This is a genomic window from Brevundimonas sp. (assembly GCF_032055285.1).
Lineage (GTDB): Bacteria > Pseudomonadota > Alphaproteobacteria > Caulobacterales > Caulobacteraceae > Brevundimonas.
The window spans coordinates 1-11,740 of sequence record NZ_DAMBRE010000012.1; the positions used below are offsets into that span (position 1 = coordinate 1).

The 11,740-nt window shown below is 67.1% G+C and carries 9 protein-coding genes and 1 tRNA gene; 7 read left to right on the forward strand and 3 right to left on the reverse strand.

Annotated elements, in window-relative coordinates; genetic code table 11:
• Positions 1-38: 38 nt before the first annotated feature.
• Positions 39-114: transfer RNA gene (locus RTY13_RS16725), tRNA-Ala, on the reverse strand.
• Between the two features lie 123 nt (positions 115-237).
• On the opposite strand from RTY13_RS16725, the gene RTY13_RS16730 reads away from it, so the two are divergent.
• The 5 genes from RTY13_RS16730 (at position 238) to hisS (ending at position 4,986) form a co-directional block, all read left to right on the forward strand.
• Complete coding sequence (locus RTY13_RS16730; protein WP_292084678.1) at positions 238-567, forward strand: YggT family protein; 330 nt, start codon at positions 238-240, stop codon at positions 565-567.
• 127 nt (positions 568-694) lie between these two features.
• Positions 695-1,573 carry a 3-hydroxybutyryl-CoA dehydrogenase gene (locus tag RTY13_RS16735; RefSeq protein ID WP_312785193.1) on the forward strand — a complete coding sequence of 293 codons (879 nt, stop codon included), beginning with the start codon at positions 695-697 and terminating at the stop codon, positions 1,571-1,573.
• On the forward strand, positions 1,573-2,136 hold the full coding sequence (locus tag RTY13_RS16740; protein WP_312785194.1) for a hypothetical protein: 564 nt from the start codon (positions 1,573-1,575) through the stop codon (positions 2,134-2,136). Before RTY13_RS16735 ends, RTY13_RS16740 begins: the two co-directional genes overlap by 1 nt.
• 76 nt (positions 2,137-2,212) lie before the next feature.
• Positions 2,213-3,436 carry a DUF418 domain-containing protein gene (locus tag RTY13_RS16745; RefSeq protein ID WP_312785195.1) on the forward strand — a complete coding sequence of 408 codons (1,224 nt, stop codon included), beginning with the start codon at positions 2,213-2,215 and terminating at the stop codon, positions 3,434-3,436.
• Between the two features lie 56 nt (positions 3,437-3,492).
• Positions 3,493-4,986, forward strand: a complete 1,494-nt coding sequence (hisS, locus tag RTY13_RS16750) for a histidine--tRNA ligase (protein ID WP_312785197.1) — start codon at positions 3,493-3,495, stop codon at positions 4,984-4,986.
• A 372-nt stretch (positions 4,987-5,358) separates the two neighbouring features.
• On the opposite strand, the gene RTY13_RS16755 is transcribed toward hisS, so the two are convergent.
• Positions 5,359-7,497, reverse strand: coding sequence for a M13-type metalloendopeptidase (locus RTY13_RS16755; protein ID WP_312785199.1), 2,139 nt, complete (start codon positions 7,495-7,497; stop codon positions 5,359-5,361).
• Positions 7,498-7,649: 152 nt separating this feature from the next.
• Here RTY13_RS16755 and RTY13_RS16760 point away from each other — a divergent pair, with 152 nt between their 5' ends.
• Both RTY13_RS16760 and RTY13_RS16765 read left to right on the forward strand, forming a co-directional pair.
• Positions 7,650-9,512: a cation:proton antiporter gene (locus RTY13_RS16760; RefSeq protein ID WP_312785201.1), complete on the forward strand. Its 1,863-nt coding sequence runs from the start codon at positions 7,650-7,652 to the stop codon at positions 9,510-9,512.
• 227 nt (positions 9,513-9,739) lie between these two features.
• Positions 9,740-10,399 (forward strand): TetR/AcrR family transcriptional regulator, encoded by a 660-nt coding sequence (locus RTY13_RS16765; RefSeq protein WP_312785203.1) that lies wholly within the window; start codon positions 9,740-9,742, stop codon positions 10,397-10,399.
• Positions 10,400-10,502: 103 nt separating this feature from the next.
• Here the strand turns inward: RTY13_RS16765 and RTY13_RS16770 are convergent, their stop codons facing one another.
• The gene (locus RTY13_RS16770; RefSeq protein WP_312785205.1) at positions 10,503-11,630 is read right to left on the reverse strand and encodes an aromatic ring-hydroxylating dioxygenase subunit alpha; all 1,128 of its coding nucleotides are present in this window, start codon (positions 11,628-11,630) and stop codon (positions 10,503-10,505) included.
• Between the last annotated feature and the right edge of the window lie 110 nt (positions 11,631-11,740).

The window sequence follows — 11,740 nt, forward strand, 5'->3', positions numbered from 1 at the left end:
TCGCCTGAACCTGTCCAAACCCTTGTGGAACAAGGATTTGGTGGAGCCGAGGGGAGTCGAACCCCTGACCTCGTCATTGCGAACGACGCGCTCTACCAACTGAGCTACGGCCCCGACCGACAGGCAGGGGTCGGAGATAAGCGGGGCGTCAGGGGGGTGTCAACGGGTCGCGGAGGAATCCTTGGCGTTCCCGCAAGGCCCCGCTAGAAACAGGTCTGCTTTCAAGGGAATTGGTTCATGGGCATCGGCGCCGGCGTCATCGGCTTCATCTTCTTCGTGCTGGGCGCGCTGCTGCAGCTTCTGCTGTTCGCCATCATCGCCAATGCGATCCTCAGCTGGCTGTTCGCCTTCGACGTGATCAACTATCGCAACCGCTTCGTGGCCCAGGTGGCCGAGTTCCTGGACCGGTTCACCAGCCCCATCCTGGCCCCGCTGCGCCGCATCATCCCGCCCCTGGGCGGCATCGATCTGACGCCGATCGTGGCCCTGCTGATCATCCAGGGCGTGCAGGGCTATCTGCTGCCGCCGCTGTATCAGGCGGCCTTAGGTCTGGCAGGCGGCTACTAGGCCGTTGAGACTCGGACACGGGCGGTCAGGAATCTTAATCCCGCCCCATTCCGCCCCTTGCGCCCGGCGGGCGGACTCCTAAGGTGCGCGCGACTGGTCCCGGCGGGGCCGCTGAATTCGCGTATTCATGACCACGATCAGGACAGTCGCCGTTATCGGCGCCGGGCAAATGGGATCGGGCATCGCTCAGGCGGTGGCCGTCGGCGGCTACGAGGTGCGGCTCTACGATCTGTCGGCCGAGCGGATTCCCCTGGCCCAGGGCGAGATCGCCGCCAGCCTGGCGCGTCGTGCCGCGCGCGGCCTGACGACCCCGGCCGAGGCCGAGGCCGCCCTGGCCCGCATCCGCCCCGCCGCCTCCCTGGCCGAAGCGGCCCAGGCCGACCTGATCATCGAAGCGGCGTCCGAGGACGAGGCGGTCAAGAAGTCGGTCTTCATCGACCTCCTGCCGCACCTGGGCCCCGACACCCTGCTGGCGTCCAACACCTCGTCCATCTCGATCACGCGACTGGCCTCGGTCGGCGACCGCCCGGACCGTTTCATCGGCCTGCACTTCATGAAGCCGGCGCCGACGATGAAGCTGGTCGAGATCGTGCGCGGCATCGCCACCTCGGCCGCCACCTACGAGGCCGCCGTCGCCTTCGCCGAGAGCCTGGGCAAGATCACCACCGAGTCCGAGGACTTCCCCGCCTTTATCGTCAACCGCATCCTGGTGCCGATGATGAACGAGGCCATCTATGTCCTGTACGAAGGGGTCGGCGACGTCACCTCGATCGACAAGGCGCTGAAACTGGGCGCCAACCACCCGATGGGCCCGCTGGAACTGGCTGACTTCATGGGTCTGGACGTGGTCCTGGCCATCATGAACGTGCTCTATGATGGCCTGGCCGACAGCAAGTACCGTCCCTGCCCGCTGCTGGTGAAGTATGTCGAGGCCGGCTGGCTGGGCAAGAAGAGCGGCCGCGGCTTCTACGACTATTCCGGCGCGGCGCCGGTCCCGACCCGCTGATGTCGCGACTGGACCGCATCGAGGACCTGCCGGGTCTGAAGCGCGTGGCGCCGCGCCATTCGACCCAGAGGTTCGTGCTGGCCGCCCTGGCCGCAGCCGCCTGGCCGCCGTTGATCCTGACCCTGATCGTCTGGCCGCCTGAGAATTGGGCGTCAGGCGTAGATACCGACTGGCGGCTGGTGCTGCTGGTGTTGGGCCTGATCGCCGCCCCTGTCGGCCTGTGGCTGCTGCGCCAGACGCACGCTCGCGTCGGCCGTCCCTCGACGCGTCTCGGCGTCGTCTGCCGCTTCATGGTCTTCGGCGGACTGCTGGCCGCCGCCGTGCAGATCCTGATCGCCGTGGTCATGTCCCTGTTGTCGGTGATCGCCTCGCAGAGCCTGCTCCAGGGCCTTGGCGCGCTGGAGACCACCTTGCTGATCTTCGGCGTCGCCGGCCTGCCGCTGGCGGTTCTGGTGGGCGTCAGCTACGCCCTGTGGGCCGGGCTGTGCGTCGCCTTCATCGCCTTTGCCCCCGCTCCCGTCGTCAAGAACCGCATGGGCCTGATGCAGAACGGCGCTGGCTGAGATTACACCGATTTAAGGTGTCCCGGCCAAACTGAACCCCCATGAGCAACCGGCTCACTTGGGGAGGGCCGACGCCATGACCGACCAGACGACGCTTCAGCCGGTGGCGGCCAGCGCCCGCATCCAGACCCTGGACGTTCTGCGCGGGGTCGCCGTGCTCGGCATCCTGGCCGTCAACGCCGCCGCCTTCGCCCTGCCCATGGATGCGGCCATGGCCCCAGAGCAGTCGCCCTTCCCCCTGGTCGGCGCCTCGGCCGTGGCCCATTGGCTGGTCGAGGTCTTCTTCCATCAGAAGTTCGTCACCCTGTTTTCCATGCTGTTCGGCGTGTCGATCTTTCTGGTCGGCGGCGAGCGCTGGGACGAGGCGCGCGGGCGGTTGCTACGCCGCCGCCTGATGTGGCTGGCCCTGTTCGGCCTGATCCACGGCCTGGCCTTCTGGTACGGCGACATCCTGCTGCTCTACGCCTGGGCCGGCCTGCTCATGATGTTGATGCGCTCCATGTCGACGCGCTCTTTGATCCTGTCGGGCGCCGCCGCGACCCTCGCACTGGCTACGCTTCAAGCCACCACCATGTGGATGACGGTCAACGGCCCCGCCCTTCTGGTCGACGCCCTGAGCGACGAATCCATGAGCCTGGCCGAGGGCGCGGTCAGCGCCAGCATCGCCGCCTATCGCAGCGGCTGGCCCGCCGGGCTGATCGAGAACCTCAAGGCCTGGGGCATTCTGCAAAGCGCCAGCCTGTTCGGCTATGTCTTCGCCACCGTGCCGCTGATGATGCTGGGCCTGGGCCTGTTCAAGGCCGGCTTCTTCCACGGCCGCCTGCCGACCCGCGTCTATCTGGCCCTGATCGCCGTCGGCGCCGCGGCGCTGGGGCTTCTGGGCGTGCTGGAGTGGCGCGAGATCATGGCCGGGCCCGGCGTCGAGGCCACGGACGGATGGGCTGAGGTCGTGGCCTCCTACCCGATCTTCATCACCCTGGCCTACGCCAGCGGCCTGATCCTGCTGACCTCGCGCGGGGTCATGTGGGTGCGCCGCATCTTCGCGCCGGTCGGGCAGATGGCCTTCACCAACTACCTGACCCAGACGCTGATCATGACCACCCTCTTCTACATGCCCTGGGGGCCGCGCCTGATGGGTCAGGTCGACTATCCCGGCCAGTGGGCCATCGTCATCGCCGTCTGGACCCTGCAACTGATATGGTCGCCGCTGTGGCTGAGCCGGTTCCGCATGGGGCCGCTGGAGTGGCTGTGGCGCCGCCTCAGCTATGGCCGCGACCTGCCGTTGCGCCGCCAGATCTGACGCCACATCCCGAGCCGCAAGTTGCAGCCGGTCCGCCGATGGCTTAATCGCCCGGCATGACCGACGAAGCCCCCATCCGCCCCGAAGCCCGCGCCCCTCGTGGGTTCGCCGACCGTCGCGGCCGCGACCTGACCGCCGAGCGCCGCATCGTCGCGCGCGTGTCCGAGGTCTATGAGCGCTGGGGCTTCGAGCCGCTGGAGACCCCGGCGTTTGAGTACGCCGACGCCCTGGGCAAGTTCTTGCCCGATGCCGACCGTCCCAACGAGGGCGTCTTCGCCCTACAGGACGACGCCGGATCGGACGAGCCGGGCGAGTGGATGGCCCTACGCTACGACCACACCGCCCCCCTGGCCCGCTTCGCCGCCCAGAACTGGGAGACCCTGCCCAAGCCCTTCCGCCGCTACGCCTACGGTCCGGTCTGGCGCAACGAGAAGCCCGGCCCCGGCCGCTTCCGCGAGTTCTGGCAGTGCGACGCCGACACCGTCGGCTCGGACCGCCCCGAGGCCGACGCCGAGATCATCGCCATGGGCTGCGAGGGCCTGCGCGCCGCCGGTCTCGGCGGCGGCCAGTCGGTCATCCGCGTCTCCAACCGCAAGCTGTTCGACGGCCTGTTCGACGCCGGCGGCGTGACCGACGCGGTCCAGCGCCTGACCGCCCTGCGCGCCGTCGACAAGTACGACCGCCTGGGTCTGGAGGGCGTGCGCGCCCTGCTGGGTGAAGGTCGCCTCGACGAATCCGGCGACTACACCAAGGGCGCCCGCCTGCCCTCAACCGTCATCAGCGCGGTCGAGGCCTTCCTCGTCTCGGCCGAGACCCCGGGCCTCAGCCGCGCGGGCGTACTGGACGCCGTGGCCAAGGCCGGCGCCTCGCTGGGCGCCGCGGGCGAAGCCGCCCTGGCCGAACTGTCGGCCATCGACCGCGCCCTGACCGCCATGCGCGTCGGCGAGGCCGAGGTGAAATTCGACCCGACCATCGTGCGGGGTCTGGAATATTACACCGGCGCCGTCTTCGAGGCCGAACTGCTGCTCGACACCAAGGACGACAAGGGCCGCACTGTGCGCTTCGGCTCGATCGGCGGCGGCGGCCGCTATGACGACCTCGTGGCCCGTTTCACCGGCCAGTCGACCCCGGCCACCGGCTTCTCCTTCGGCGTGTCGCGTCTCGCCTCGGCGCTGCGCGCCGCCGGACGCGGCGCCGATGACGCCACGCGCGGTCCGGTCGTGGTCATCGTCTTCTCCGAGGACGACATGCAGCACTACCTCGACGCCGTGTCCGAGTTGCGCGCCGCCGGCATCGCCGCCGAGCTCTACCTGGGTCGCGCCGGCATGAAGGCGCAGATGAAGTACGCCGACCGTCGCGGCTCGCCGGCCGTGGTCATCCTCGGTGGAGACGAGCTGGCCGCCGGGGAAGTCACCATCAAGGATCTGGACGCCGGACGCGCCCGCGCCGGCGCCATCGCCGACAACGAGGCCTGGAAGGCCGAGCGTCCGGGGCAGCAGAAGGTCGCCCGCAGCGAACTGGTCGCAACCATTCGCGCCATTCTCGAATAGCCTTCGATTAACCTTCGTGGCGAAACGTGTATTATCGACGTTCAGTCACGAAAGACCCGCCTTTTGGCATGGACATGATTGACTTGCCCCCGGGCTTCGCGTCAATTGGTCTCACTCGAGAGGCGCAGCGGTCAAACGCAGCGACATCTTGGAGGCGTTTCGGGGAGGAAACGTCCGCTCCTTAGAGAGCGTGAAAGCCCGCTGCGATGTATCCCCCGCAGCGGGCTTTTTCATGCCTGCAATCCAACACCGCCAACCCGCCGACAATCGTCCGTCACCCAAGAATCGAAGACCCTTCGATTATGATGCGCACCCAAGAAAAAGGGCCGGAACGTCGCCGCTCCGGCCCTCTTCATTCGTCAGACGTCACGCTTACCAGATGCGGACGCGGTCTTCCGGCGCGAGGTAGTACTTGTCGCCCGGCTTGACGCCGAAGGCTTCGTACCAGGCGTCCACATTGCGCACCGGGCCGATGACCCGGAACTCGGCCGGGCTGTGCGGGTCGGTGGCGATCTGGTTCTTCAGCGCGTCCTCGCGATACTTCGACTGCCAGACTTGGGCCCAGCCGTAGAAGAAGCGCTGGTCGCCGGTCACGCCGTCGATCACCGGCGCGGGCTTGCCGTTCAGCGACAGGTGATAGGCCTCTAGGCCGACCGCCGTGCCGGCGGCGTCGCCGATGTTCTCGCCCATGGTCAGACCGCCCTGGACGTGGAAGCCCGGCAGGGGCTCGAACTGGTCATACTGGGCGCCCAGACGGGTGGTCAGGGCCTGGAAATTGGCCTTGTCCTCGTCGGTCCACCAGTTGCGCAGCACGCCGTCGCCGTCGGACTTGGAGCCCTGGTCGTCGAACCCGTGGCCGATTTCGTGGCCGATGACGCCGCCGATGCCGCCGTAGTTGACAGCCGGGTCAGCGCTCGGATCGAAGAAGGGCGGCTGCAGGATGGCGGCCGGGAAGACGATCTCGTTGTTGGCCGAGTTGTAGTAGGCGTTGACCGTCTGGGGCGTCATGCCCCACTCGGCCTTGTCGACCGGCTGATTCAGACGGTTCAGCTGATAGTTCCACTGGAACTGGCCCAGACGCTGGGTGTTGCCGAACAGGTCGTCGGCGCGGACTTCCAGGGCCGAATAGTCGCGCCACTTGTCCGGGTAGCCGATCTTGACGGTGAACTTGCGCAGCTTCTCCTGCGCCGCCGCCTTGGTCTCCGTCCCCATCCAGGTCAGGTTGTCGATGCGGTGCGACAGGGCGGTGCGCAGATTGGCGACCAGCTCTTCCATCTTGGCCTTGGATTCGGCCGGGAAGTACTCGGCGACATAGAGGCGACCGGCGGCCTCGCCCAGCGAGCCCTCAGCGAAGCTGATGGCGCGCTTCTCACGCGAACGCTGCTCGGGCTGGCCCGACAAATCGCGCGAACGGAACTCCCACTGGGCGTCCGAGAAACGCTTGGACAGGCTGCCCGCGGCGTCATCGGTCGTGTGGAAGGCCTGCCAGGCCTGCAGGGTGTCGATCGGCGCCTCGGCGAAGATGGCGGCGATCTTGGGCATGGCCGTGTTCTGACGCACGATCAGGCGGTCGATCGAGCCCAGGCCGGCGGCGTTGAAATAGCCGGTCCAGTCAAAGCCGGGCGCCTCGGCGGCCAGGGTCTGGATGGTGTATTCGTTATAGGTCTTGTCGCGGTTGCGGTTCTCGATCGGGGTCCAGTGGGCCTCGGCGATCTTGGTCTCCAGCGCCACGATGGCGGCGGCGTGACCGGCCGGATCGGCCCAGCCGATATTGGTCAGCATCCGCGCCACATAGGCCTGGTACTTCTCTTTCTTGTCCGCGAAGCGGGCATCCAGATAGTAGTCGCGGTTCGGCAGACCGATGCCCGACTGACCCGTCGTCACCGCGTAGCGGGTCGGGTTCTTCTGGTCGATGGTGATGCCGGTGCCGAAGAAGGACGAGCCGACGCGGCCTTGCGTCTGGCCCATGTAGGCGGCGATCTTCTCATGGGTGTCGGCGGCGCGGATGGCGGCCAGGAAGGGCTGCAGCGGCTGGGCGTCCAGCTGTTCGATGCGCGCCTCGTCGATATAGGAGCGATAGGCATCAGCGATCTTGGCCTCGTCCGAACCCGGCGTCAGGTCGGTGCGCGCGACCAGGCCCTGGATCAGGGCCTTCATGCGGTTGTCCGACAGTTCGCGCAGCAGGGGGAAGGAGCCGTAGGAGGTGCGGTCCGACGGGATCTGCAGCTTGTCGAAGGCCGTGCCGTTGGCGTAGCGGAAGAAGCTGTCGCCCGGCGAGACCGAGGTGTCGCGGCCCGACAGGTCAAAGCCCCAGGTTCCGTACTTGGGCGCGTCCGTGCCCACCCAACCGGCCGGGGCGGCGCCGCCTTCGGGCGCCGAGACGCCGTGGAACAACTCCACGACCGTGCAGCTCTCGTCCACGCAGGCGTGGTCGTGGCTGTCCTGTGCAGCCGCCATCCCCGCAGGCAGGAGCAGGGCGCCGACAGCAGCCCCGATCAGCAATTTCTTCATAAGCATTCCCTCGACTAACCCGTGCTCAGGTTCGGCGCGGACCCTAATCCCGCCGTGAGCGCTCCGGCGTCTTAAAAAAAGTTCATGAAAGACGCGAGCGCTATCGCCAGAACGTGATCGCCTGCGCCACTGTCCAGCGTTACGGAGGCGGAATGGGCGAAGCACACGGCGGCGAGTATCGGGACCTAGTGGTCTTTCTAGCGGCGGCCGGCGTGGTCGTGCCTCTGTTCAATCGACTCAGGATCAGTCCCGTGCTCGGTTTCCTGGCCGCTGGGGTCCTGCTGGGACCGGACGGCCTGGGACGGTTCGCCCAGTCCGGCGGCTGGCTCAGCTGGCTGACCATCGGCGATCAGGCCCAGATCCGTCAGCTGTCGGAACTGGGTGTCGCCTTCCTGCTGTTCATGATCGGGTTGGAGCTGTCGTGGGAACGACTGAAGGCCTTGCGTCGTCTGGTCTTCGGCCTGGGCATGCTGCAGGTCGCCGTATGCACCCTGGCCATCGCCGTCGTATTCATGGCTCTGGGCCAGCCCCTAGCGGGCGCCGCGGTTCTGGGCATGGGTCTGGCCCTGTCCTCGACCGCCGTGGTCATGCCGGTTCTGGCCGCCCAAGGAAGGATCAACAGCGAGACCGGCCGCACCACCTTCGCCGTCCTCCTGGCCCAAGACGTGGCCGTCGCCCCCATACTGATCACCGTCACCGTCCTGGCGACCCTGGCCCAGAGCGGGACCTCCGTTGAACCCGCCGAACTGGGCCGCGCGCTCTTTACCTTGCTGCCGGCCGCAGGGGGCCTGTTTGTCATGGTCCTGCTGGGGCGGCTGGTGCTGCGGCCCATGTTCCGCTCGGTCGCCCGCGCCCAGCATCGCGGCGAAGGCCGCGAATTGTTCGTCGCCGCCTCGCTTCTGGTCGTCGTCGCCGCCGGCGTCGGCGCCCAGGCGGTCGGCCTGTCGATGAGCCTCGGCGCCCTGGTCGCCGGGGTGCTGCTGGCCGAAACCGAATTCCGGCGCGAGGTCGAGGTCGCCATAGACCCCTTCAAGGGGCTCCTGCTCGGCGTCTTCTTCATCGGCGTCGGCATCAGTCTGGACCTGGACGCTGTCGCGGCCGACCCGGTGACGGTCCTCGGCCTGGCCGGCGGCCTGATCCTGCTCAAGGCCCTGGTCATCTTCGTCCTGGCGCGCGCCTGGGGCCTGACCGCCCGATCCGCCATAGAAAACGCCCTGATCCTCGGCCCGGCCGGCGAGTTCGCCTTCGTCATCCTGTCCACCGGCATGGTCGAAGGCCTGGCGACGCCTGAACTGACCCGCAAGGCCATGCTGGCGGCCACCCTCAGCATGTTCACCGTTCCCCTGCTCGCCGTCCTCGCCCGCACCCTGACCGACAGGGCCGCGCCCGCCGCCGGCCCCGAGGGCGAAGGCCTGTCGCCGGACCGCGCAGTCCTGGCTCCAGACGGCGCCGTGCTGATCATCGGTTTCGGCCGCGTTGGTCGTCTGGTGGGCGAACTTCTGGCCGAGCATGATCAGAGATTCATCGCCCTGGACGCCGACCCGGCCTCGGTCCGCTCCGGTCGCGCCGCAGGCTACGAGGTCTACTACGGCGACGCCGCCCGACCCGAAATGCTGAACGCCTGCGGCCTTGATGCGGCCCGCGCCCTGATCGTCACCATGGATAGTCCGACTAAAGTCGATGAGGTGGTCAAGACCGCCCGCGCCTTGCGGCCCGACCTGATCCTGATCGCCCGCGCGCGCGATGATCGTCACGCCGCCCGTCTCTATGCACTCGGCGTCACTGACGCCGTGCCCGAAACCACTGAGGCCAGCCTGCAACTGGCCGAGAACACCCTGGTCGATCTCGGCGTGCCGATGGGGCTGGTCCTGGCTTCCATTCATGAGCGCCGCGACGGCTTCCGGAAAACCTTCCAGACCGCCGCGGGCGACGGGCGCGGCGCCCGTCCCCCCCGCGCCTTCCGGACGGCGCGTTCCGGGGCCTCACCAGAGACTCCCGATACGCCAACTACGTAAAAACCCTTACCCATGTTGACCTTAAGGTAAAGCTTAAGCAGGATTTACCCTCATTCGATGACCCATTTTGGTCATTGTTCGGTGATGAAAGTTCGCCTCCCCCCTGGGACGCCGGTTGTCGTCTTGAGCAAGGTTGGCGCCGAGGCGGCGCAAACTTCGCTTGGCGAGACCATCGCCCTTCAAGACCGGCGGGCGCTTCGCCCTTCCCGAGCCAGAGTGTTTTATTGATGCGTGATACCCCCCTGTCCGCCCCCGAAACCGTCGAAGCCGAGGGCCAGCCGCGCCTGAACCGTCGTCAGGCCGCCAAGATCCGCACCCGTCAGAAGGTGCTGGACGCCGCGCGCGCCCTGTTCGCCGAGCGCGGCTACGACGCCGCCACCATCCGCGACATCGCCAAGGGCGCCGGCATGTCGACCGGCGCGGTCTTCGCCAACTTCCAGGACAAGGCCGAACTGTTCGAGTGCGTCTTCGCCGAGGAAATGGCCGGACTTCTGCAGGACATCCAGACCGCCGCCGGTCATGAGGGCCGCGTCGCCGAGCGTCTGGCCGAGGGCCTGACCGCCGGCTACCACCGCTCGCTCGAACACCTGCCGCTGATGCAGGCCATGATCGCCCGATCGTGGTTCCAGCCCGAGGCCGCCGACGAGCGTTCGCGCACCTTCGTCAAGCCGATCATCGAAGCCATCATCGCCGTTCTGCAGGCCGGCATCCGTGAGGGCGAACTGCGCCAGGACCTGGATCAACTGGTCATGGGCCGGATGATTTGGGACGTCTTCGTCGCCAACTTCCGCTACGCCGCCTACGACCACTGGGGCATCGAGGAACTGACGCCGCACATCCGCAAGCAACTGGACCTGATCCTGTCCAGCCAACTCGCACGGCAGTAATCGGCCAGAGGCCGACACCTCCGACCACCAAGCAAAAAGGCCTCTCCCCGCCGCGGGGAGAGGCCTTTTTCTTGCGCTCAGATCCAGAGGTGACTGGCACTCATCAACTCTTCCACCTCAGCACAACCTCCTTGATCGGATTGATGAAGCTGCGGCCTTCGGCGCGGCTCTTGGTCCATTCGCGCTTCAGCTGCTGATACCACTTGGCCTGCTTGTCGGCGTCGTCGATCCAGATCAGGGCCGGGTCGTATTTCAGCCCCTCGTTCTGCAGGTTCACCATGCCGCCGTCCTGCTTCAGGAAGGCGACCACGCCCATCCTCAGGAAGGGCTTGGCGACATTGAACACCCAATGGTCGGACCAGAAGATCTGGGTGATCCGCGTCTTGGTCTCGGTGACAGGCGTCAGGCAGGTCAGGGCCAGCACCTGCTTTTCGCCCACCTGGATATGCTCCCAGCGATAGCCCGGCAGGCGGAAGGTGATCTCGGTCGCCGGCGCCCCGCCCAGGATCTTGTAGAGGCGGCTGTTCGACGACGGAGCGTGGCGCACCATGGCCCAGCCATAGTCGCGCGGCGCAAAGGTCTTGGCCTTCTCGTGCATCGAATGCTCGGACCGCCACCACCACTGCTGATGGACGAAGGGGCCGTGGGCCGGGTCCATCAGGCCGACGACGGCGTGGTCGATATGGCTGTCGAAATCCATGGCCTCGACCAGCTTGGCCTCGCCCTCGGCGCCGGGGTAGAGCGGCGGCTCATGATCCGGTTCGGACGGATTGCGCGCGTCCGCGGCCATCCAGACAAAGACCAGACCCTGGCTCTCGCGCACCGGATAGGACCGCACCTTGATACGGTTCGCCTCGAAGGCCTGATCCTCGACCAGGGACGGAATGGCGGCGCAGACGCCGTCGGGGCGGAACCGCCAGCCGTGATAGGGGCATTCGATCGTCTCGCCCTCGCCCGGCTTGTCCACCAGACGCCCGGCCGACAGGGGCGCCGCCCGGTGGGGGCAGATGTCGCGCATGGCGTAGACCTCGCCCGCGCGCGTACGGCCGACCAGAACCGGCTCGTCCATCACCTCATAGCGTTTCAGACTGGCGACCGGCACGTCGCGCGCCAAGGCCACGAAATACCAGGCGTCGCGCACGAAGCCCTTGCCGAAGGCGGTCGGCGGAGCCTTGACCTCGGGGGCAACGGCGTCAGAGGGCTGGACGGGATCGACTTCGACTGGCTTCATCCCGCCTCTCTATCAAGAGATGCCGCCCATGTCGTCCGGGGTCGAAAGTGCGTTCTAAAAAGAACTTTACATCACAAAGTTGATCATCTAGTACAAAGTTCATCACACGG